The organism is Nocardia kruczakiae NBRC 101016, assembly GCF_001612965.1.
Lineage (GTDB): Bacteria > Actinomycetota > Actinomycetes > Mycobacteriales > Mycobacteriaceae > Nocardia > Nocardia kruczakiae.
The window spans coordinates 93,006-115,581 of the sequence record NZ_BDBL01000007.1; the positions used below are offsets into that span (position 1 = coordinate 93,006).

At 68.6% G+C, this 22,576-nt stretch carries 22 protein-coding genes and 1 tRNA gene; 17 read left to right on the top strand and 6 right to left on the bottom strand.

Annotation, left to right across the window (positions count from 1 at the left end):
- Window positions 1-38: 38 nt before the first annotated feature.
- From NK1_RS07520 to NK1_RS07560, 9 genes are all read left to right on the top strand, one after another.
- A complete protein-coding gene (locus tag NK1_RS07520; RefSeq protein ID WP_373282180.1) occupies window positions 39-1,616 on the top strand; it encodes an anthranilate synthase component I in 1,578 nt (525 codons plus the stop codon).
- Window positions 1,613-2,647: a Trp biosynthesis-associated membrane protein gene (locus tag NK1_RS07525; protein ID WP_084460667.1), complete on the top strand. Its 1,035-nt coding sequence runs from the start codon at window positions 1,613-1,615 to the stop codon at window positions 2,645-2,647. The genes NK1_RS07520 and NK1_RS07525 overlap by 4 nt, the downstream gene beginning before the upstream one ends.
- A gap of 151 nt (window positions 2,648-2,798) precedes the next feature.
- Window positions 2,799-3,623, top strand: a complete 825-nt coding sequence (gene trpC / locus NK1_RS07530) for an indole-3-glycerol phosphate synthase TrpC (protein WP_030514633.1) — start codon at window positions 2,799-2,801, stop codon at window positions 3,621-3,623.
- Window positions 3,620-4,894: a tryptophan synthase subunit beta gene (trpB, locus tag NK1_RS07535; protein WP_063007825.1), complete on the top strand. Its 1,275-nt coding sequence runs from the start codon at window positions 3,620-3,622 to the stop codon at window positions 4,892-4,894. Before trpC ends, trpB begins: the two co-directional genes overlap by 4 nt.
- Entirely contained in the window at window positions 4,891-5,682 is a 792-nt protein-coding gene (trpA, locus tag NK1_RS07540) for a tryptophan synthase subunit alpha (RefSeq protein WP_063007826.1), read from the top strand. The genes trpB and trpA overlap by 4 nt, the downstream gene beginning before the upstream one ends.
- 50 nt (window positions 5,683-5,732) lie before the next feature.
- Window positions 5,733-7,019, top strand: coding sequence for a prolipoprotein diacylglyceryl transferase (gene lgt, locus NK1_RS07545; protein WP_084460668.1), 1,287 nt, complete (start codon window positions 5,733-5,735; stop codon window positions 7,017-7,019).
- Window positions 7,020-7,050: 31 nt separating this feature from the next.
- Entirely contained in the window at window positions 7,051-7,503 is a 453-nt protein-coding gene (locus tag NK1_RS07550) for a TM2 domain-containing protein (protein WP_062998966.1), read from the top strand.
- A 103-nt stretch (window positions 7,504-7,606) separates the two neighbouring features.
- Entirely contained in the window at window positions 7,607-9,028 is a 1,422-nt protein-coding gene (gene pyk / locus NK1_RS07555) for a pyruvate kinase (protein ID WP_084460670.1), read from the top strand.
- A 1-nt stretch (window position 9,029) separates the two neighbouring features.
- The gene (locus tag NK1_RS07560) at window positions 9,030-9,938 is read left to right on the top strand and encodes an acyl-CoA thioesterase (RefSeq protein ID WP_051024518.1); all 909 of its coding nucleotides are present in this window, start codon (window positions 9,030-9,032) and stop codon (window positions 9,936-9,938) included.
- Window positions 9,939-9,949: 11 nt separating this feature from the next.
- Here the strand turns inward: NK1_RS07560 and NK1_RS07565 are convergent, their stop codons facing one another.
- The 4 genes from NK1_RS07565 to NK1_RS07580 form a co-directional block, all read right to left on the bottom strand.
- Window positions 9,950-10,354, bottom strand: coding sequence for a hypothetical protein (locus tag NK1_RS07565; protein ID WP_063007827.1), 405 nt, complete (start codon window positions 10,352-10,354; stop codon window positions 9,950-9,952).
- Between the two features lie 107 nt (window positions 10,355-10,461).
- A complete protein-coding gene (locus NK1_RS07570) occupies window positions 10,462-11,091 on the bottom strand; it encodes an arsenate reductase/protein-tyrosine-phosphatase family protein (RefSeq protein ID WP_036500531.1) in 630 nt (209 codons plus the stop codon).
- 147 nt (window positions 11,092-11,238) lie between these two features.
- Window positions 11,239-11,820, bottom strand: a complete 582-nt coding sequence (locus NK1_RS07575; RefSeq protein ID WP_063007828.1) for a monooxygenase family protein — start codon at window positions 11,818-11,820, stop codon at window positions 11,239-11,241.
- A 111-nt stretch (window positions 11,821-11,931) separates the two neighbouring features.
- Window positions 11,932-12,018: transfer RNA gene (locus tag NK1_RS07580), tRNA-Leu, on the bottom strand.
- A gap of 197 nt (window positions 12,019-12,215) precedes the next feature.
- On the opposite strand from NK1_RS07580, the gene NK1_RS07585 reads away from it, so the two are divergent.
- The 4 genes from NK1_RS07585 to NK1_RS07600 all read left to right on the top strand — a co-directional run bounded on the left by NK1_RS07585 (window position 12,216) and on the right by NK1_RS07600 (window position 17,493).
- Window positions 12,216-12,842 carry an ANTAR domain-containing response regulator gene (locus tag NK1_RS07585; RefSeq protein WP_036500534.1) on the top strand — a complete coding sequence of 209 codons (627 nt, stop codon included), beginning with the start codon at window positions 12,216-12,218 and terminating at the stop codon, window positions 12,840-12,842.
- A 170-nt stretch (window positions 12,843-13,012) separates the two neighbouring features.
- Complete coding sequence (gene polA, locus NK1_RS07590) at window positions 13,013-15,823, top strand: DNA polymerase I (RefSeq protein ID WP_084460671.1); 2,811 nt, start codon at window positions 13,013-13,015, stop codon at window positions 15,821-15,823.
- 190 nt (window positions 15,824-16,013) lie between these two features.
- Complete coding sequence (locus NK1_RS07595; protein ID WP_063007830.1) at window positions 16,014-16,658, top strand: class I SAM-dependent methyltransferase; 645 nt, start codon at window positions 16,014-16,016, stop codon at window positions 16,656-16,658.
- A 406-nt stretch (window positions 16,659-17,064) separates the two neighbouring features.
- Window positions 17,065-17,493 carry a 2-isopropylmalate synthase gene (locus tag NK1_RS07600; RefSeq protein WP_063007831.1) on the top strand — a complete coding sequence of 143 codons (429 nt, stop codon included), beginning with the start codon at window positions 17,065-17,067 and terminating at the stop codon, window positions 17,491-17,493.
- Between the two features lie 90 nt (window positions 17,494-17,583).
- On the opposite strand, the gene trxA is transcribed toward NK1_RS07600, so the two are convergent.
- Both trxA and NK1_RS07610 read right to left on the bottom strand, forming a co-directional pair.
- Complete coding sequence (trxA, locus tag NK1_RS07605) at window positions 17,584-17,949, bottom strand: thioredoxin (RefSeq protein ID WP_062998952.1); 366 nt, start codon at window positions 17,947-17,949, stop codon at window positions 17,584-17,586.
- Window positions 17,950-18,026: 77 nt separating this feature from the next.
- Window positions 18,027-18,548 (bottom strand): 2'-5' RNA ligase family protein, encoded by a 522-nt coding sequence (locus NK1_RS07610; protein WP_063007832.1) that lies wholly within the window; start codon window positions 18,546-18,548, stop codon window positions 18,027-18,029.
- Window positions 18,549-18,715: 167 nt separating this feature from the next.
- On the opposite strand from NK1_RS07610, the gene NK1_RS07615 reads away from it, so the two are divergent.
- The 4 genes from NK1_RS07615 to NK1_RS07630 all read left to right on the top strand — a co-directional run bounded on the left by NK1_RS07615 (window position 18,716) and on the right by NK1_RS07630 (window position 22,568).
- Complete coding sequence (locus NK1_RS07615) at window positions 18,716-19,798, top strand: isocitrate/isopropylmalate dehydrogenase family protein (protein ID WP_063007920.1); 1,083 nt, start codon at window positions 18,716-18,718, stop codon at window positions 19,796-19,798.
- Between the two features lie 119 nt (window positions 19,799-19,917).
- On the top strand, window positions 19,918-20,826 hold the full coding sequence (locus NK1_RS07620) for an ABC transporter substrate-binding protein (RefSeq protein ID WP_157104129.1): 909 nt from the start codon (window positions 19,918-19,920) through the stop codon (window positions 20,824-20,826).
- Complete coding sequence (locus NK1_RS07625; protein ID WP_084460672.1) at window positions 20,827-21,783, top strand: amino acid ABC transporter permease; 957 nt, start codon at window positions 20,827-20,829, stop codon at window positions 21,781-21,783. It abuts the gene before it with no gap.
- Complete coding sequence (locus NK1_RS07630; protein ID WP_063007833.1) at window positions 21,780-22,568, top strand: amino acid ABC transporter ATP-binding protein; 789 nt, start codon at window positions 21,780-21,782, stop codon at window positions 22,566-22,568. Before NK1_RS07625 ends, NK1_RS07630 begins: the two co-directional genes overlap by 4 nt.
- Window positions 22,569-22,576: the final 8 nt, after the last annotated feature.

A 22,576-nucleotide genomic window follows, 5' to 3' on the forward strand; every position in this document is an offset into this window, starting at 1 on the left:
GCGGCGGGGCCAGGGAATCTCGGTTGCGGCCGACTGGAATGATGAGCGATATGCACGGCGCCGCATTCGACCGTCCGGAAACCGCAACCACCACCACCCGGGACCAGTTCCGCGTGCTGGCGGCCGCGCACCGCGTGGTGCCGGTGACGCGCAAGGTGCTGGCGGATTCGGAGACCCCGCTGTCCGCCTACCGGAAGCTGGCCGCGGACCGGCCGGGCACCTTCCTGCTGGAGTCGGCCGAGAACGGTCGTTCGTGGTCGCGCTGGTCGTTCATCGGCGCCGGCAGCCCCACCGCGCTGACGGTCGTCGACGGTCAGGCGGCGTGGCTGGGCGCCACACCCGCCGACGCTCCGGCCGGTGGTGATCCGCTGGAGGCGCTGCACGACACCCTGGAACTGCTGCGCACCGAGCGGCTGCCCGGCCTGCCACCACTGACCGGTGGCCTGGTCGGCTATCTGGGCTACGACATCGTGCGCCGCATCGAGCGGCTACCGGAGCTGACCACCGACGATCTGCGGGTGCCGGAGATGGTGCTGCTGCTCGCGGCGGATCTGGCCGCCTTCGACCATCACGAGGGCGCGATCACGCTGATCGCCAACGCGGTGAACTGGAACGGCACCGACGAACGCGTCGACGAGGCCTACGACGACGCCGTCGCCCGGCTCGACCGGATGACCGCGGCGCTGGCCGCGCCCGCCGAATCGACCGTCTCCGTCTTCGACCGTCCCGAGCCGGATTACATCCGCCGCCGCACCAGCGAGGATTTCGGTGCGGGCGTGCGGCGGCTGGTCGGCGAGATCGAGGCCGGCGAGGCGTTCCAGGTGGTGTTGTCGCAGCGGTTCGAAATGGACTTCGACGGCGAACCGCGCGATGTGTACCGGATGCTGCGCGCCTCGAATCCGAGCCCGTACATGTATCTGATGCACATTCCCGACGGCGCGGGCGGGACCGCCTTCTCCATCGTCGGCTCGAGTCCGGAATCGCTGGTGACGGTGAAAGACGGTGTGGCGACGACACATCCGATCGCCGGCACCCGGTGGCGCGGTGCGACCGAGGAGGACGACGTGCTGCTGGAGAAGGATCTGCTCTCCGACGAGAAGGAGAACGCCGAACACCTCATGCTCGTCGACCTGGGCCGCAACGACCTGGGGCGGGTGTGCGAACCGGGCACCGTGCGCGTCACCGAATACCGCCACATCGAGCGCTACAGCCACGTGATGCATCTGGTGTCCACGGTCACCGGGCGGCTGGCGGCCGGTCGCATCGCCCTCGACGCCGTGCGCGCCTGCTTCCCGGCAGGCACGCTCTCCGGTGCGCCGAAGGTGCGGGCGATGGAGTTGATCGAGGAGAACGAGCCCACCCGCCGCGGCGTCTACGCCGGGGTCGTCGGCTACCTCGACTTCGCCGGCGACGCCGATACCGCGATCGCGATCCGCACCGCGCTGCTCAAGGACGGCATCGCCTATGTTCAGGCCGGTGCCGGCATCGTCGCCGACTCCCAGCCCGACTACGAGGACGAGGAGTCGCGCAACAAGGCGATGGCCGTCCTCAAGGCCGTCGCCGCCGCGCGCACCGTGCGCACCTTCACCCCCGAACCCGACGGCACCCTGCTATGAGCAACCCGGAATCCGATCCAGCCCAACGACATTCGCCCGACCAGCCGGAAGGCGCGCCCGGCACGAACGGCACGTCGCCCACGGCGGCGCATCCGCGGCGGTCCGATGCCGACAGCTCCGCCGCCGATCGCGCGCCGGTCCCACCGGGCGCCGACAGCGATCCGATCCGTACCGGGCCCGGTGGCGAAGCTGTGGGCGGGGATGCCGACGCATTCGCGGCGGCTGTCCGGCGCGACGACCCGGCCGCCACGCGGGCCGGCGACGGTGACCCCGACCGCTACGTTCCCGAGACGGATACCGGCGAGTCCGAGGACGACACGACCGCGAAACGCGCCCGCCCGGTGCTGCCCGTCGCGCTGCTCGCGGTCGGCGCGGCCGCGCTGTGGGGCTCCTCGCGCATGACCTGGGTGACGCTGCGGTCCTCCGACGGTCTGACCGAACCGCGCACCCAGCATCTCGACGGCGGTCTCTGGTTCGGCGCGCTGACACCGCTGGCGCTGGTGCTGCTGGCCTCGATCGCGGCCGTGTTCGCCACCAAGGGCTGGCTGCGCCGGTTGATCGGTGTGGTGGTGGCGCTGGTCGCCGCGGTCGCCGCGGTGCCCGGCCTGGCCCTGCTGACCCAGCACGGCAAACTCGCCGAACGAGCCGCCCGGCTCGCCGAACTGCCCGCCCGCGCGCATGTCGACGCGGCCACGGCAGCCACCTTCCCGGCCGCACTCAGCGTCGTCGGTGCGCTCGCGGCCTTCGCCGCCGGAGTGCTGCTGGCCCGCATGCCGGAAACGACGGCCCGCATGTCGGGTAAGTACGACAATCCGGTGTTCCGCCGGGCCGCCGCCGCCGAACAGGTCGCCGAACTACGCCGCACGGGGGAGGCGGAGTCGTCCGCGAAGGGCGCCGACACACCGCGCCCGGCGACGCCGGCGTCACCTCCGCAGACCCCGGAGCCGGAGTCGGGCGAACTCTCCCAGCGCGTGCTGTGGGACGCGCTCGACGCGGGCGCCGACCCGACCGACGACGAGGCGGGCCGATGAGCGCTTTATCACGGCGAGCCGGGCGGCAGGCGTCACACCCCGCCGTCGGCTCGGTGAACACCTCCATTTACTCTTTATCAGCATCGGTGAGACAGCACCTGGGGGGATTCTCAGGTAGCAAGTCCGTCTCCCCAGAAAGGATTCGAGCCAGATGACGGTACTCGACTCGATTCTCGACGGGGTCCGCGCGGATGTGGCCGCTCGGGAAGCCCTCCTGGATTTCCAGGCCGTCAAGAAGGCCGCCGCCGCGGCCCCCTCGCCGCGCGATGCGCTCGCCGCACTGCACGCGGACGGGATCGGAGTCATCGCCGAGGTCAAGCGCGCCAGCCCCTCGAAGGGTGAGCTCGCCGACATCCCGGACCCGGCCAGCCTGGCGAAGTCCTACGAGGACGGGGGCGCGCGCATCATCAGCGTGCTCACCGAGGGCCGCCGCTTCCACGGCTCGCTCGACGATCTGGACGCGGTCCGCGCGGTCGTCGACGTGCCGATCCTGCGCAAGGACTTCGTCGTCGGCCCGTACCAGATCCACGAGGCCCGTGCCCACGGCGCGGACGTGATCCTGCTGATCGTGGCCGCCCTGGAACAGGACGTGCTGGCCTCGCTCATCGATCGCACAGAATCGCTGGGTATGACCGCGCTGGTCGAGGTGCACACCGAGGAGGAGGCCGACCGCGCATTGACCGCCGGCGCCTCGGTCATCGGCGTGAACGCCCGCAACCTGAAGACCCTCGAGGTCGATCGCGACGTCTTCGCCCGCATCGCGCCCGGACTACCCACCGAGGTCATCCGGGTCGCCGAATCCGGCGTGAGCGGTACCGCCGATCTGCTCGCCTACGCCGGCGCCGGCGCCGATGCGGTGCTGGTCGGCGAGAGCCTCGTGACCAGTGGCGATCCGCGTGCCGCCGTCTCCGAGCTGGTGACCGCCGGTACCCACCCGTCCTGCCCGCGGCCGCTGCGGCGGGGTGTCACCCGATGACCGGCGTGCACGAGCAGCTGCCCCAGGCCAGCGAGGGCGTCACCCATCGCAGCCACGAACCGGATATCGGCGGCCACTTCGGCGTCTACGGCGGCCGGCACGTGCCCGAGGCGCTGATGGCGGTGATCGAGGAGGTCTCCGCCGAATACGACAAGTCGCGCCTGGATCCCGATTTCCTGGCCGAACTCGACCGGCTGCAACGCGATTACGCGGGCCGGCCCTCGCCGGTCTTCGAATGCAAGCGGCTCTCCGAGCACGCCGGCGGCGCCCGCATCCTGCTCAAGCGCGAGGATCTGAACCACACCGGTTCACACAAGATCAACAATGTGCTGGGCCAGGCGCTGCTCGCCCAGCGGATGGGCAAGACCCGCGTCATCGCCGAGACCGGCGCCGGTCAGCACGGCGTCGCGACGGCCACCGCCTGTGCGCTGCTCGGTCTCGAATGCGTGATCTACATGGGTGCGGTCGACACCGCGCGCCAGGCGCTCAACGTCGCGCGGATGCGGCTGCTGGGTGCCCAGGTGGTGTCGGTGACCACCGGCTCGCAGACCTTGAAGGACGCGATCAACGAGGCGCTGCGCGATTGGGTCACCAACGCCTCGGAAACCTACTACTGCTTCGGCACCGCGGCCGGCCCGCATCCGTTCCCGCTGATGGTGCGCGATTTCCAGCGCATCGTCGGCCTGGAGGCCCGGGTGCAGGTACGGACGCAGACCGGGCGCCTTCCCGACGCCGTGGTGGCGTGCGTGGGTGGTGGCTCGAACGCGATCGGCATCTTCCACCCGTTCCTCGACGACGAGGGCGTGCGCCTGATCGGCTACGAGGCGGCCGGTGACGGTGTCGAAACCGGCAGGCACGCAGCCACTTTCGCCGGGGGCCGGCCGGGTGCGTTCCAGGGCGCCTACTCGTACCTGCTGCAGGACGAGGACGGCCAGACCATCGAATCGCATTCCATCTCGGCCGGTCTGGACTATCCCGGCGTCGGACCCGAACACGCCTATCTGAAGGACATCGGCCGCGCCGAGTACCGGCCGATCACCGATGTCGAGGCGATGGACGCGCTGCTGCTGCTCTCGCGCACCGAGGGCATCATCCCGGCCATCGAATCGGCGCACGCGGTGGCCGGCGCGCTGCAGCTGGGCCGGGAATTGGGTTCGGGCGCAATCATTCTGGTGAATCTGTCCGGACGCGGCGACAAGGACATGGATACCGCGGCGCGCTGGTTCGGCCTGTTCGACGACGCCGCCGCCCCGGAGGAGAATCGCTCGTGAGCCGTCTGGAATCGACCTTCGCGGCCAGCCGCGGCGAGGGCCGCGCCGCGCTGATCGGATATCTGCCCGCGGGCTACCCGGACCTGGCCGGATCCATCGACGTGTGCACCGCGATGGTCGAATCCGGTTGCGACATCATCGAAGTCGGTATCGCCTATTCCGATCCGGTGATGGACGGCCCCACCATCCAGGCCGCCACCGAGCAGGCCCTGCGCGGTGGCGTCCGCGTGCGTGACGTGTTCACCGTCGTCGAGGCGATCACCGCCGCCGGGGGCAACGCCGTGGTGATGACCTACTGGAATCCGGTGCTGCAGTACGGCGTCGACCGTTTCGCGCGCGACCTGGCCGCGGCCGGCGGGCTCGGGCTGATCACCCCCAACCTCATTCCCGAGGAGGCGGGGGAGTGGTTCGACGCCTCCCGCGCCCACGATCTGGACCGCATCTTCCTCGTCGCCCCGTCCTCCACCGAGGAGCGTCTGGTCAAGACCATCGAGGCCAGTAGCGGATTCCTCTACGCCGCCTCCACCATGGGCGTCACCGGCGCCCGCGACGCGGTGTCCTCGGCGGCCCCGGAACTGTGCGCGCGGGTGCGCGCCCACTCCGATATCCCGGTCGGTGTCGGCCTGGGTGTGCGCAGCGGTGCGCAGGCGGCCGAAATCGCCTCCTATGCCGACGGAGTCATCGTCGGCTCGGCCCTGGTGACGGCCGCGGGACAGGGTCTGGACCAGGTCCGGACGCTCACCACGGAACTCGCCGAGGGCGTGCGTTCGGCGACCGTCACCAGCTGATCGCCGACGCGAACTGGGCGGCGGGCGCACCCTCCGTTACGGTGGGGCCCGTGACTTTTCCAGTCCTGGCAGACGGCATCGATGTGCACGGTGGGGCGGTACTGGCCTATATTCCCAGTCCGCCGCGAGGCGTATGGGATGTGGGGCCGTTCCCGCTGCGTGCCTATGCGATCTGCATCATCATCGGCATCATCGTCGCGATCTGGTGGGGTGAGCGGCGCTGGCGCGAGCGCGGCGGCGAGCAGGGCAAGGTGCTCGACGTCGCGATGTTCGCGGTGCCGTTCGGACTCGTCGGCGGCCGGCTCTACCACGTGGCGACCGACTGGGAGAAGTACTTCGGCGCCGGCGGCCATCCGATCAACGCGCTGAAGATCTGGGAGGGTGGCCTCGGCATCTGGGGCGCGGTGCTGCTCGGCGGCATCGGCGCCTGGATCGGCTGCCGCGTGTACCGAATTCCGTTGCCCGCCTTCGGTGATGCCATCGCCCCGGCGATTCTGCTCGCCCAGGCGATCGGCCGCCTCGGCAACTACTTCAATCAGGAACTCTACGGCCGCAAGACCGACCTGCCGTGGGGTCTCGAGATCTATCTGCGGTTCGACTCCGACGGCCGGCTCGACATGATGAACGGCGTGTCCACCGGCGTGGTGGAGAAGGTCGTGCAGCCGACCTTCCTCTACGAGCTGATCTGGAATCTGCTCGGCGTCCTGGTGCTGGTGATGGTCGACAAACGCTGGCGGATCGGCCACGGCCGCCTGTTCGCGCTGTATGTGGCGATCTACACCTTCGGCCGCTTCTGGGTCGAACTGCTGCGCGACGACGAGGCCACCCACATCTTCGGCATCCGGGTCAACTCCTACACCTCGGCGATCGTATTCCTGTGTGCGCTGGCGTATTTCGCCCTCGCCACCAAGGGCCGCGAAACCGCCGCCCAGCTCGCCGCCGGCGGTGAACGCCCCTGGCCCTGGCAGATCGGCGCCCTGCGCCGGCACGGCGCCGCCGGACAGCAATCGGCCGCCACCGAGAGCGCGGCTGCGAGCACGGCCGATGAATCCGCCGACGGCGACGAGTCCGACCCCGCCGCCGGGAAGGCCGGCGACCCGTCCGCGGCCGGGAAAGCCGACGAGGGTGCCGCGGAGTCCGACCCCGCCACCGCCCCCGCATCCGGCGAATCGGACGAGTCCACCGCCGGCTCCTCCGATTCGGCGGCGACCGGCAACGAACTGGATCCGCCCGCCGATGACAAGGATGCGGCCGGTGTCACCAGCGCCGGGAACAGTGAGCGGCGGGCCGAAGGCAAGTCGGGTAAGCCGGGCCGGAAGAAGGCGGACAAGAGCTGAGCGGGGCGACCGCTCGAACCAGGAGGACTTCGTGACCGACCCCTATCAGCCGCAGCCCGGCTACGGCCCGCAGTACGGTGCGCCGGGTACCGGACCGGGGAATCCGGGCGGCTACGGCCCATCCGGCCCCTACGGCTACAGCCAGCCCTACGGCCAGCCCGCCGACCCGTATGCCCAGCCCTACGCTCCCGCCCCCGGCTACCCGCCCGCGCCCTACGGCATGGATCCGGAAGCGCCGTACGGGCGCAACATGTATGGCGAACCGTTCTCGGACAAATCGAAGCTCACCGCCGGGCTGCTGCAACTGTTCGTCGGCGGCCTCGGGATCGGCCGGTTCTACCTCGGCTACACCGGCATCGGCGTCGCCCAGCTGCTGGTCACGCTGTTCACCTGTGGTCTGGGCGGCATCTGGCCGTTCATCGACGCGATTCTGATCCTCACCGGCAAAGTCCGCGACCCGTACAACCGTCCGTTGCAGGAGTGACGACCATGCCGGGCAATAATGTGATGTGCGTCATATTTTCGTCGATTGACAGTGGCGGGTGTGCCGATCAGCGCCACTGCGGCGGCAGGACTAGGCTCGGTTCGTGATGCGACGGACAAAGATTGTGTGCACCCTCGGACCGGCCACCGCCACCGAGGACCGGATCCGTGAACTTGTCGACAGCGGCATGGACGTGGCCCGGTTGAATTTCAGTCACGGAGAACACGCCGATCACGCCGAGAACTATCACAAGGTGCGGCACGCCGCCGAGCAGATGGGCCGTGCGGTCGGCATTCTCGCCGACCTGCAGGGACCGAAGATCCGCTTGGGCCGATTCATCGACGGCCGCACCGTGTGGGCGACGGGCGAGGAGGTGCGGATCACGGTAGACGACGTGGAAGGCACCCACGATCGCGTCTCCACCACCTACAAACAACTATCCGAGGACGCCAAGGCCGGTGACCGGCTGCTCGTCGACGACGGCAAGGTCGGCCTGACCGTGATCCGCGTCGAGGGCAACGACGTGGTGTGCCGTGTGACCGAGGGCGGTCCGGTCTCCAACAACAAGGGCGTCTCGCTGCCGGGTATGGACGTTTCCGTTCCGGCGTTGTCCGACAAGGACATCGAGGATCTGGAATTCGCCCTGCGGCTGGGCGTCGACTTCATCGCCCTGTCGTTCGTGCGGTCGCCGGCGGACGTCGAGCTGGTCCACGACATCATGGATCGCGTAGGCCGCCGGGTGCCGGTGATCGGCAAGCTCGAAAAACCCGAAGCCATCGACAATCTCGAGGCGATCGTGCTCGCGTTCGACGCGATCATGGTGGCCCGTGGCGACCTCGGCGTCGAGCTGCCGCTCGAGCAGGTGCCGCTGGTGCAGAAGCGGTCGATCCAGATGGCAAGGGAGAACGCGAAACCCGTCATCGTCGCCACCCAGATGCTGGAGTCGATGATCGGCAACTCCCGCCCGACCCGCGCCGAGGCCTCCGATGTCGCCAACGCGGTGCTCGACGGCGCGGACGCGGTCATGCTCTCCGGTGAGACCTCGGTCGGCCAGTATCCGATCGAGACGGTGCGCACGATGGCGCGCATCGTGCACGCCGTGGAATCCGAATCCTCGACCCGGGTGCCACCGCTGACCCACGTCCCGCGCACCAAGCGCGGCGTGATCTCCTATGCGGCCCGCGACATCGGCGAGCGGCTCAACGCCAAGGCGCTGGTGGCGTTCACCCAGTCCGGTGACACGGTGCGCCGGCTGGCCCGCCTGCACACCACGCTGCCGCTGCTGGCGTTCACCCCGCTGCCGGATGTGCGCAGTCAGCTGGCGCTGACCTGGGGTGTGGAAACCTTCATCGTCCCGCCGGTCGGTACCACCGACGAGATGATCGGCCAGGTCGACAAGGAACTGCTGTCGCTGAATCGCTACGCCAAGGGCGACCTCGTGGTGATCGTGGCCGGTTCCCCGCCGGGAACCGTCGGCTCCACGAACCTGATCCACGTGCATCGCATCGGCGAGGAGGACCACTGAGGTGAGTGCATCACTGGGCGAATCGGTCGGCACCGGCCGCGAGAGCGGGGGCGATCTCGCCGTCCTGCTCGGCCTGCTCGAACTCGAGGAGATCGGCGAGGACGTTTTCCTCGGTCACCATCCGGAGAAGGTGTGGAGTCGCACCTTCGGCGGCCAGCTGGTGGCGCAGGCGATCATCGCGGCCGGTCGCACGGTCGGGCCGGGGCGCCCGGTGCATGCGGTCAACGCGCATTTCGTGCGCGGCGGGGATGTGCGCAAACCGATCGAATACCGGGTCGAACGCCATCGTGACGGGCGTGCCTTCGCCAACCGCACGGTGACGGCGTATCAGGGCGATCAGGAACTGTTCGTGATGCTGGCGGCGTTCCAGGACTGGGCCAAGGGCCTGGAACACGCCAGCCCGCAGCCGCAGGTGCCCGATCCGGACGGGCTGCCCCGGGTGGAGGAGTCCTTCTCCGGGCTCGAGGACAAACTGCAGATGTTCGTGCAGGCGCCGCATCCGATCGACATGCGCTACACCAACGATCCGGCGTGGATCCTCAAGGGCACCGGCGGCACCCTCAACCACAACCGGGTGTGGATGAAGGCCGACGGCGAACTGCCCGACGATCCGCTGATCCACGTTGCGACGCTGGGCTATTCGTCCGACACCACGGTGCTGGATTCGATCATCACCACGCATGGGTTGTCGTGGGGTCACGACCGGATCGTGGCCGCCACGGTGAACCACTCGATCTGGTTCCACCGTCCGTTCCGCTTCGACGACTGGGCCCTGTACGCGACGCAGTCACCGGTGGCCGCCGGTTCGCGCGGTCTGGCCACCGGTCACTTCTACTCCCGGGCCGGTGAGCTGCTGGCCACCGTCGTGCAGGAAGGCGTGATCAGGCACTTCCCGGCGCGCGGCAAGTAGCGCGGCGCCGGTCAGAGCCGTTCGCGGTTCTCGTCGAAGTCGTAGCTGTCGCGATGGAGCGCGGAAATCGTGTAGGGGATGGCGTCGGCGGTGGTGGCGATCCCGAGGACCAGTCGATGCTCGAGTGCGGCCAGGCCGGATTCGGTCAGCTGATCGGGATCGCCCACCAGGCTGAGCGCAATCTCGTAGGTGCGCCGCGAGCCGGGGTCGCGGTGGGGGTGTTCCAGGCGCCACTGGGTCTCCAGCACCGTGTGACCGGGCTGATCGGCGTCGACGGGCAGGGTGAAGCGCCAGGCGAAAACATCGTGCTCGGCGAGGTGGTCGTCGACCAGGCAGCGCACGGTGTGCACGACGCGGTCGAGCGTTTCCGGTGTGACGTAAACATGGAGTGAAACATCCGAAATTCGTTTCGGCATGCCTGTGTCCTGTTCCGGTGTCGAACCATCGGCGTCGGCAGTTTCCGCGGGGAGTCTAACCCCGGATCCCGATCTGCGGGAGAGCGGCATGCCCGGCGCCGGATTGTTCAGGCGTGACGGCCGATTCGCACGGGCTCGATACCCCACGGCGGGGTCTCGATGCGCCCGCCGGGCAGCAGGACCAGCCGGGGCCGGCCGGACTCCGTGCGACCTGGGTCACGATGAGCGTGCAGCGCGAGCAGCAGCGGGACCAGCGTCTCGGCGATCCGATCGCCGACGGCACAGTACTTTTCGCTCGACAGCCCGACCGGGTCGGCGATGTTCTCCCGCCCGACCAGTGCGAGATCGTTTCGGGCACTGTCGATGTGGGCGATCGTGCGAGCGCCGGAGACCTTCGCCACCCGGTAGGCCTCGAGCAGCGTGAAGGTCCGGGACCGGGCATTCGGCACCAGGTCGATGATGTGGTCGCGGATCTGCTCGGTCATCGCGAGCACGAGATCCGCACGCGCGACCATCTCCGGCTTCACCTTGCGTGCTGAAAAGTTGCCAGGATCGCCGCCGAGGCCCGTGATGATCTGTGCCGCAAGGGGATCGACGCCGAAGCCGACGAGTGCGCGGGTGCCGGCGCTCTCGGCGGTGAGGTCGTCGAGACCGTGTTCGGCGGCGACGGCGCGGGTCAGACGTTCGGCGATCACCGAGCGGCAGACGTTGCCGGAGCAGACGAACAGGACGTGCATGACTGTTACGGTATGTGGCCGCGCCGCGCGGCAGAAGCCGGGAACGGCCGAAAACCGCTTATTTTACGTGATGTTCAACTGCCGGTAGCGGGTCGCGTTCGACCGTTTGCCGAACTTTCGCTGACCGGGTGTGCGACGGGTGTGGCGCTACGCCGGCCGGTCCGTATCGGAACCGTCGGCGCCGGAGGCGTTTCCGTAGTAGGAGGCTTCCTCGACGACGGGCGCGACCGTCGGCTCCGCACCGAGGTGCGCGCTGTCCGCGCCGGCGCGGGCGGCGTTGTCGTGGGCCCGGCCGCGCGCACTGAACAGCGGTCCGCGCATCGCCCGGGTCGGGGCGAACGCGCCCAAGCCGGTGGGTGTGGTCATATCGTCGTACATGGTGTCGATGCCGCCGCGCAGGAAGTAGGCCTCGTGCCAGAATCCGGTGCCGCCGGAGTCGCGCAGGAACCGCTGCCACCAGTCGCGGTGCGGCTGAGAGCGGGTCCAGCGCTCCAGGCTGTCCAGATCACGCCAGTATTGGCGGGCGCCCCAGTGTGGTGGGAACAGCGACCAGATGATGTCCTCGTGCCGCAGCAGCCCGTCGGGCCGATCATGATGGGAGCGATACAGTTTCGGTCCGAGGCCGAGCAGACGCAGCATCCCGCGCGGGGTCCGCACCCGCATTCCCAGATAGATCACCACCAGATCGGGATATCCCGAAAGATCCGCGGTGAGCCGGTTCACCCGCATACGCGACCTCCTCCTGCCCGGGGTCGTGTGCCCCACCCTACGCGTATTCACGGGGCAACCTGCCGATTCGGTTCGAATACGACAAAGGCGGCCCGAATGGACCGCCGAAGATGGTGCCGAGTGTGGGACTCGAACCCACACGTCCGTGAGGACAACGGTTTTTGAGACCGTCGCGTCTGCCAGTTCCGCCAACTCGGCGCACCGGGAGGAAATGATAGCCGGTGGGTGCCCAGGTTACCGAATCGGTCCCGCGAGGGCGGGTTCCCGCTGGGTAGATGGGTTGTGAGCGAAGTTGAACGGTACGCTTTAGGACACTCGGCTGTGCGTGGCCGGTGACAGGGTGGCACCGGAGGCGCACATCGGGTATCGGCATCGGAATATCGAGGGGTCTGTCTATGGGAACGAATGCAGGGGGCGCGGGCGCGAAGCAGGACGCGCCGGCTGCCGCGAAGCGTGTCGTGGTGGCCGAGGACGAGGCGCTCATCCGGATGGACCTTGTGGAGATGCTCTCCGAGGAGGGCTACCAGGTGGTGGGCGAGGCCGGTGACGGCCAGCAGGCGGTCGATCTGGCTGTGGAACTGCGCCCCGATCTGGTCATCATGGACGTGAAGATGCCGCGGCGCGACGGTATCGATGCCGCCGGTGAAATCGCCTCCAAACGTGTTGCGCCCGTGGTGATTCTGACCGCGTTCAGCCAGCGTGACCTCGTGGAGCGGGCGCGTGACGCCGGTGCGATGGCCTATCTGGTGAAGCCGTTCACCAAATCGGATCTGGTGCCCGCGATCGAGTTGGCGGCCAGCCGTTTTCACGAGATCTCGGCGCTGGAACAGGAGGTCGCGAACCTCTCCGACCGCCTGGAGACCCGCAAACTGGTCGAGCGCGCGAAGGGCGTGCTGATGCAGACGCAGGGGCTGTCGGAACCGCAGGCGTTCAAGTGGATCCAGCGCACCGCGATGGATCGGCGCACCACCATGAAGGCGGTCGCGGAGGTCGTCCTGGACAATCTCGCGCCGAAGTCCTGATCGCCGCTCGTGGCCGGCCGCGCATCGTGTGCCGGCCGCGACGGCCGTGCGTGGGCACGACATAGCTGCCGGTCCGGTGGGGCGGGTGTGGCCCGCGTGACAGCGGGCGGCCGGATGCGCGCCGGCCGATTCGAACGCGACACAGGCCGGTCCGTGCCCGGTGGCCGGGGATGTCGGTGCTTGTCCCTAGACTCTGTGCCGTGACTCCAGCCTCCACCGATCAGCGTCCGGGCAGTGTGTCGTCCACCACCGCCGCAGCGGCAGCGCCGAAAGCCGGCAGTACGGCGGCGGGTGCCCCCGGCGAACGTCCCACGCTGTTGTTGCTGGACGGCCACTCACTGGCCTACCGCGCCTTCTACGCGCTACCGGCGGAGAACTTCAAGACCGTCACCGGGCAGACCACCAACGCCGTCTACGGCTTCACCGCCATGCTGATCAACCTGCTGCGCGACGAGCGGCCGACCCATGTGGCGGCCGCGTTCGACGTCAGCCGGAAGACCTTCCGGGTGGAGGCCTATCCGGAATACAAGGCCAACCGCATCACCACTCCGGACGAATTCCGCGGGCAGGTGGAGATTACTCAGGAGGTGCTGGGCGCGCTCGGCATCCCGACCATGGCCATCGAAGGCTACGAGGCCGACGACATCATCGCCACGCTCGCGACTCAGGCTGTGCCGCAAGGTTTCCGGGTGCTCATCGTCACCGGGGACCGGGATTCGCTGCAACTGGTCAATCCCGATGTCACCGTGCTGTACCCGAAGAAGGGCGTCTCCGAGCTCACCCGGTTCACGCCGGAGGCGGTCGAGGAGAAGTACGGCCTGACCCCGGCTCAGTACCCGGATTTCGCGGCCCTGCGTGGCGACCCGAGTGACAACCTGCCCGGCATTCCGGGCGTGGGGGAGAAGACGGCGACCAAGTGGATTCGCGAGTTCGGCGATCTGCCGTCCCTGGTCGAGCGGGTCGACGAGGTGCGCGGCAAGGTCGGCGACGCGCTGCGCGCGAACCTGTCCAGCGTGGTGCTCAACCGGCAGCTCACCGAGATGGTCAAGGATGTTCCGCTGCCGTACACCCCGGAGCAACTGGCCCAGCAGCCGTGGGATCGCGACAAGATCCACCGCCTGTTCGACGATCTCGAGTTCCGGGTGCTGCGGGACCGGCTGTTCGAGACGCTGGCGCCGCCGGAGCCGGAGGCCGAGAGCGGTTTCGAGATCAGCGGCGGCCCGGTCGCGCCCGGCGCCGCCGCGGACTGGCTGGCCGAACACGCGAAAGCCGGTGCACGCCACGGCGTTTCGATCGTGGGGACGACCACGCCCGTGCAGGGTGATGTGAAGGCGATCGCGATCGCCGCCGCCGACGGGGAGGGCGGCTACTTCGACGTGGTCGCGCTGACCCCCGAGGACGAACTCGCCCTCGGTCGCTGGCTCGCCGACGCCGAGACCCCGAAGGCCGTGCACGAGGCCAAGGCGGCCATTCACGCCCTGCGCGGGCGCAACTGGCGGCTGGCCGGGCTCACCAGCGACACCGCGCTCGCGGCCTATCTGGTCCGCCCCGGACAGCGCACCTTCAACCTCGACGATCTGTCGTTGCGGTACCTGTCGCGGGAGTTGCGGGTCGAGGCCGCCGAGGACGCCCAGCTGTCGCTGCTCGACGATGAGGACCAGGTCGACACCGAACTGGCTCAGGCCGAGATCCTGCGCGCCCGCGCGGTGGTGGATCTGGCCGAGGCGTTCGACACCGAACTCGACCGCATCGAATCCGTCCCGCTGCTCACCGAGATGGAACTGCCGCTGCTGGGTGTGCTGGCCGAACTCGAGCACGCCGGCATCGCCGTCGACTGCGACAAACTGGACGAGTTGCAGCGCGAATTCGCCGACCGGGTGGCCTCGGCCGCGGAAGCGGCCTACGAGGTGATCGGTAAGCAGATCAACCTGGGTTCGCCGAAACAGTTGCAGGTGGTGCTGTTCGACGAGCTGGACATGCCCAAGACGAAGCGGACCAAGACCGGTTACACCACCGACGCCGACGCACTCGAGTCGCTGTTCGAGAAGACCCAGCATCCCTTCCTCGAACATCTGCTGGCACACCGCGACGCCACCCGCCTCAAGGTCACCGTGGACGGGCTGCTGAAGTCGGTCGCCGACGACGGCCGCATCCACACCACGTTCAACCAGACCATCGCCGCCACCGGCCGGCTGTCCTCGACCGAGCCGAATCTGCAGAACATCCCGATCCGCACCGACACGGGCCGGCGCATTCGCGACACCTTCGTCGTCGGCCCCGGCTACGAATCGCTGATGACGGCGGACTACAGCCAGATCGAGATGCGGATCATGGCGCACCTGTCCAAGGACGCCGGGCTGATCGAGGCGTTCAACTCCGGCGAGGACCTGCACAGCTTCGTCGCGTCCAAGGCCTTCGACATCCCGATCGCCGATGTGCACCCGGAGATGCGCCGCCGGATCAAGGCGATGTCCTACGGCCTGGCCTACGGCTTGTCCGCCTACGGGCTCTCGCAGCAACTGCGGATCAGCGCCGAGGAGGCGAAGGCGCAGATGGAGGTCTATTTCTCCCGGTTCGGCGCGATTCGTGACTATCTGCGCGACGCGGTGGACCAGGCGCGCAAGGTCGGCTACACCGAGACGCTGTTCGGCCGTCGCCGCTATCTGCCGGACCTGGACTCCAGCAACCGCCAGCGTCGCGAGGCCGCCGAGCGGATGGCACTCAACGCGCCCATTCAGGGCACCGCCGCCGACATCATCAAGGTCGCGATGATCAACACCCAGGCCGCCATCGCGGAGGCGGGCCTGCGTTCGCGCATGCTGCTGCAGATCCACGACGAACTCGTCTTCGAGGTCGCCGCGGGTGAGCGGGAGGCACTGGAATCGCTTGCCCGCGAACAGATGTCGAGTGCCATCGACCTGTCGGTGCCGCTCGAGGTCTCCGTCGGCGTCGGCCGCAGCTGGGACTCGGCCGCGCACTGACGGGACCGCTGAAGGCGCCGATCGAGTCGGTCCCGCGATACGGACGAATTCTCCGGGCCGCTCCGCGGGGGCGGCATAGGAGTGTGCCGGCCGTTGCGCCCTCGTGCCAGTGATCGGATGAGCACCGCGGATCGCCCGGGGTCCGCAGCGGTCGGTGGGCGGTCGAGCGGCTGCATCGTAGGGTGGCGCGATGGGTGCATGGGACTGGGATCACAACGCCTTCTATCACCGGACGCTGCTGCGACAGCTGCCGCAGCACTGTGATCGGATCCTCGAAGTCGGTTGCGGGGCGGGCACTTTGGCGGCCGAGCTGGGGCGCCGTGCCGAGCGGGTGGACGCGCTGGACCGGTCGCCGGAGATGATCGAGGCCGCCCGTCGCGTCGTTCCGGACAACGTCGAATGTCTGCGGGCCGACATACTCGAGCACCCGCTGCCGGAGGCCGCCTACGACGCCGTCGTCTCGCTCACCACCCTCCATCACATGCGTCTCGACCAGGTGCTGCCGCGGCTCGCGCACACGCTGCGGCCGGGCGGGGTACTCGCGGTGATCGCGCTGCCGCGGGCCGATCCACTACGCGAACTGCCCGCCGAAGTCACGGCGGCACTCGCGCAACGCGTCTTCGGCCTGGCCTTCGCGACGCTGCGCGCGACGGGCCGCGGCACCTGGTACGCACACGAACCCACGCATGCGGCGATGCCGGTGGTGCTCGATCCGCCACTCACCACGCGCGAGGTCGCCCGCCGGTCGCGCCACATCCTGCCGGGCGCGCGAGTGCGCCGACTGGTGTTCTGGCGCTATCTGTTGCGGTGGGACAAACCCCCGCAACCCCGGTGACGACACGCCGAACCTGTCCGCGACGCATCCTGTGAACCCGCTGTGGCCTGCGCGAATGCGGCGCTCACCACGGCACTGTCCGTTGGCATACCGTTCACTCGAAAATGTGACGAAGTTACTCGTTGGTTCCGCCGCAATATTGTTGCCATCGTCGCGACGAGTCCATATTCTCGAAGCCGTGCCGAATCCCGCCGCAAGCCACAGCGCCGCGCGCAACGTCGCCGACCGCGACCGCGTGGTGCTCCTTCCGCTTACCGCGATGGTGGCTGCGGCGCGACTTCTCGTAGTACCTCGCCGTAGCGGGAGCTGATTCGGACCGGCCCCCTCGCTGCGGCCGTTGACAAGTGTTTGCGCTGGTCCCCTCTGTCATCCGACCAACGACAAAGCTTCGGGAAGACCTAGTCCAATGACGATCACCATCGATACACATGACTTCATCGCGGCCGCGCCCAAGGGGCTGCGCGCCGAATCCGCCGACCTGACGCCCGCGGAGTTCTACGACCGCTACTGTGCGCACACCGGCCCGGTCAAGCTCAGCGACTGGGCACGGGCCGAACAGCGGGCGACCTACACCGCCACCCTCGAACTGGCCGGACATGCGCGGACCGTGGTGTCCGCCGGTAGCCCGGTCGCCGCGCTGACCTCGGCGCTCTACGACGAGGGCTATCCGGTGGAGATTCTGCAGTTCCACCAGCGGCGCACCGGCAGCGGCACCGCCACCTTCGTGCAGTGCGAATGCAACGGCCGCCGAGGCTGGGGCGCCGCGCTCGCCGGAGACGGGCCGGAGTCGACCGTCCGGGCCATGATCGCCGGCATCAACAAACTCGGGAACTGAGCCGAGCTCGGCAACCGGGCCGACAGGCGAAAAGGCCGGTGCCGCATTCCGTTTCGTGAGAAATCGGGATGCGGCACCGGTTCCGGCGAGTCAGCTCTGCTGCTGTTCGGCGAGCTGCTTGCGCACCTCTTCCATATCGAGCGCCTTCACTTGGGAGACCAGATCCTCCAGCGCGGCCGGCGGCAGTGCGCCCGGCTGCGCGAAGACCAGGACACCCTCGCGGAAGGCCATGATCGTGGGGATGGAGCGGATGTTGGCGGCGGCGGCGAGGCTCTGCTCGGCCTCGGTGTCGACCTTGCCGTGGACGACATCGGGATGCTGTTCCGAGGACGCCTCGAAAGTGGGCGCGAACGCCTTGCAGGGCCCGCACCAATCGGCCCAGAAATCGACGAGTACGACGTCGTTTCCGGTCACAATCTCGTCGAAGTTCTGCGCGGTCAGGGTCTGGGTGGCCATGGGTTCCTCTCGTGTCGTTGTATGCGGTGCAACGCGGGACGCTGCGCGTATCTTCCGTGCGGCCGGCGTCCGCTGGCTCAACCGTGGTCCCCACCCCCTGGGGCGATCGGCCACTCGATCCGCCGATCACCGTCCCACCGCCGAATACCCACCACGGTAGCCGCCAAATCCCGCTCGGCGGTCACCGCGTCGATCGCCGCGGGCCAGTGCTCCGGTCTCGGCCGCCGTGCCAGCGTCACGTGCGGGGTCCACGCGTCCGGGCACATGTTCGCCGGAACGCCGGGGCACCCGTCGACGACCGCCGCGATGCGCCGTTGCATCGTCAGCAGCTCCTCGGTGGGCACCACCAGCCGTACCAGAATGGGATGGCGGGCGCCGAATATCAGCAGCCCGCCGAGCCGGATCGGGAGCGGGCGGAACGGGAGGGCGGCCAGCGTCCGGTCCAGCCGGGGCCAGATCTCGCGGGCGACCGCGACGGTGATGTGCGGCCGGTGTTGCGGTGTGGGACTGTGCATTCCGGCCTCGGACAGCATGCGCCACTGCCGGCGAATCTCGGTCTCCGCCGCCTCGTCGAGTACCAGTTCCACCGACTGCACCATGATTGAGCCAACTTACGCGCGAGGATCGCGTGCGGTGCGTCGATTACCCGACTTCGGCCGGTGGCCCGGGCCCGCGGTGGGCTGGATGAGGCGACACCCAATAGGGTGACCCGGTGTGCCGGGCCGCGGACCGGCCGGGACGGGGTGCGAGCAGAGGAGTGAGCGCGGTGGTTGCGCGGCGGGCGGTGCGGCTCGGGCTGATCGAGGGCGACGGCATCGGGCCGGAGGTGGTGCAGGCGACCCGGGCGGTGGTGGACGAGGCGCTCGCCGCGGCCGGCGCGCCGACGCCGGAATGGGTCGAACTGCCGATCGGGCATGCGGCCATCGCCGAATGCGGGGAACCCCTCCCGGAGACCACGCTGTCCGCTCTCGCCGACCTCGACGCCTGGATTCTCGGTCCGCACGACAACGTCTCCTACGCGCCGCACCACCGCATCGGTGCTCCGCCGGGCGGGGCGATCCGCAAACGCTTCGGCCTGTACGCGAATATCCGCCCGGCTCGGACCTTTCCGGGCGTGCGGGCGGCGGCGAAGGACATCGACCTGGTGATCGTGCGCGAGAACAGCGAGGGCTTCTACGCCGACCGCAACATGTTCGCCGGTTCGGGCGAATTCCGGCCCACCGCCGATGTGGCGATGGCCGTGGCCGTGATCACCCGAGCCGCCTGCGAACGCATCGCGCACCAGGCCTGCGCGCTCGCGGCAGCCCGGCGCGGCCGGTTGACGATCGTGCACAAGGCGAATGTGCTGCCGATGACGATGGGTCTGTTCCGCGACGTCTGCTCGGAGGTGGCCGCCGGATACTCGGGTGTCGAGGTCGACGACGAACATGTCGACGCCGCGGCGGCCCATCTGGTCCGGGCGCCCGGTGACTACGACGTCCTGGTGACCGAGAACCTGTTCGGCGACATACTTTCCGACCTCGCGGGGGAACTCGCCGGTTCGCTGGGTCTGGCGGCCTCGTTGAACTGCTCGGCCGACAAGGCGATGGCGCAGGCGGTGCACGGCGCGGCGCCCGCGCTGGCGGGACGCAACCGGGCGAATCCGGGGGCCCTGCAGCTGTCGGCGGCGATGCTGCTGCGCTGGCTGGGCACCCGGGACGGCGATCCGGCGCTGCTCGGCGCGGGCGACCGGATCGAGCGTGCGGTGGCGGCGACCCTGGCGGCCGGTATCGCCACCGCCGACCTCGGTGGACTGGCCTCGACCAGTGAATTCACCGAGCAGGTCCGGGCACGGGTGCACCGCCGGTGAATCGGCGTGTACCCCTGCCGCCGGTCGCGGCGCGCATTAACCTTCGGTAACCGACCGGCGCATCCCGTGCCGATCGCCTAGATTTTCGATTGGCTGCATTGCTGAATACGGAGGGCCGCGTGTCAGTTCGACTCGGCGCCCGCGGGTACATCCTGCGAGCCGCGTGCGTGATCGTCGGTGCGGCGGTGCTGGCAGCGGGATGTGCGGACAACACCGAGGACGAATCGCCGAAGGTGCCCAAGGTGCCGGTGACGAAGGTCGAGTCGATCGCCGCGCAGCTGCCGCCGAAGATCGCTCAGGCGGGACGGCTCGTGGTCGGTGTGAACGTTCCGTACCAGCCCAACGAGTACCGGGATCCGCACACCGGGCAGATCATCGGATTCGACGTCGACCTGATGGACGCGGTCGCCGCCGTACTCGGGGTGCGCGCCGACTATCAGGAAGCCGACTTCGAGAAGATCATCCCCGCGATCGAGGCCGGCACCGTCGACGTGGGCATGTCGTCGTTCACCGACAACCTGACGCGGGAGAAGACCGTCGACTTCGTCGACTATTTCTCCGCCGGCATCCAGTGGGCCCAACGCAAGGGCCGTCCCATCGATCCGAACAACGCCTGCGGCAAGAAGGTCGCGGTGCAGCGCACCACCACCGAGGACATCGACGAGATCCCGGCGAAATCGAAGGCCTGCACCGATGCCGGCAAGCCCGAGATCCACAAGATGTCCTACGACGAACAGAGTGCAGCGGCCACCGCGCTGGTCCTCGGCCAAGTCGACGCCATGTCCGCCGATTCCCCGGTCACCGCGTACGCGATCAAGCGCAATCCCGACACCATCGAGGCCGCGGGTCCGGTGTTCGAGGCCGAACCCTACGGCTGGCCGATGCCGAAGGGTTCGCCGCTGGCCCCGGTGCTGCAAGCGGCGCTGCAGCATCTGATCGATTCCGGCGTCTATCGCACCATCGCGCAGAACTGGGGCGTGGAGGCCGGTGCGATCACCACGTCGGTCATCAACGGCGCGAAAGGCTGAATGCACATGTCCGCGCAACCCCCCGCCGGCTCGCAGGCCGGCCAGTCCGAGGCATCGATGCCGGAGCCGATCGAGGCCGTACCGCTGCGGCGGCCGGGACGCTGGATCGCCGCGGCGGTGCTACTGATCCTGCTCGGGCTGTTCGTCTACGGCGCCGCCACCAATCCGGCCTATCGCTGGGACACCTACGGGAAGTATCTGTTCGATCGGCGGATATCCGAGGGTGCGGTGGTCACCCTCGAACTGACCGTGCTGGCGATGGCGATCGGCGTCGTGCTCGGTGTGATCCTCGCGGTGATGCGGCTGTCGCCCAATCCGGTGCTGCGGTCGGTGTCGTGGGTGTATCTGTGGATCTTCCGCGGCACCCCGGTGTACATCCAGCTCGTCTTCTGGGGCCTGTTCCCGGCGCTGTACAAATCGATTCAACTCGGAATCCCGTTCGGTGGGCCCAGTTTCGTGCAGTGGGATGTGCAGGACTGGTCGCAGCCGTTCATCTTCGCCATGATCGGCCTGGGACTGAACGAGGCCGCCTACATGGCCGAGATCGTGCGTGCCGGAGTCAATTCGGTGGGTGAGGGGCAGCGCGAGGCGTCGGTGGCGCTGGGCATGTCGTGGGGGCAGACCATGCGGCGCACGGTGTTGCCGCAGGCGATGCGGGTGATCATCCCGCCCACCGGCAACGAGCTGATCTCCATGTTGAAGACCACCTCACTGGTCACCGCGATCCCGCTGACCACCGATCTGTACGGCCGCGCCCGCGATATCTACGGCATCAACTTCCAGCCGATCCCGCTGCTGCTGGTCAGCGCGACCTGGTATCTGGCGATCACGAGTGTGCTGATGGTCGGCCAGTTCTATCTCGAGCGGTACTACTCGCGCGGGGTGACGCGGCAGTTGACCGGGCGCCAGCTGCGCGCCCTGGCCACCACCCAGCAGATCACGGAGGCCGGCAAATGAGCAGCGCCACGGCGGCTTCGGCCGATGTCCCGATGATCCGCGCCGAGCGGGTGTGCAAGAACTTCGGTGCGCTGCAGGTGTTGCAGGGTGTGTCGCTCGAGGTCGCGCGGGGGCAGGTGATGTGCCTGATCGGCCCGTCCGGCTCCGGCAAGTCGACCTTTCTGCGCTGTATCAACCATCTGGAACGGGTGAATGCCGGGCGGCTCTACGTCGACGGCGATCTGGTCGGCTATCGCGAGCGCGGCGGCAAACTCTACGAACTGCGTCCGCGGGAGTCGGCGCGCCAGCGTCGCGACGTCGGCATGGTGTTCCAGCATTTCAACCTGTTCCCGCATCGCACCGCGCTGGCGAATGTGGTCGAGGCGCCGATTCATGTGAAGAAGCTCTCCCGCTCCAAGGCGGTCGCTCGCGCTCGGGAACTGCTCGATCGAGTCGGCTTGGCGGACAAGGCCGATGCCTATCCCGCGCAGCTGTCGGGCGGCCAGCAGCAGCGCGTCGCCATCGCCCGCGCCTTGGCGATGGATCCGAAGCTGATGCTGTTCGACGAGCCCACCTCCGCCCTGGATCCCGAACTGGTCGGCGAAGTCCTCACGGTCATGCGCGAATTGGCGCAATCGGGCATGACGATGGTGGTCGTCACGCACGAAATGGGTTTCGCCCGCGAGGTCGCCGACCAGCTGGTGTTCATGGACGGGGGAGTGGTGGTGGAGGCCGGGAATCCGCGCGAGGTGCTGGCGAATCCGCAACACGAGCGAACCCAGGCCTTCCTGTCCCGAATCCTGTAGGAAACGAG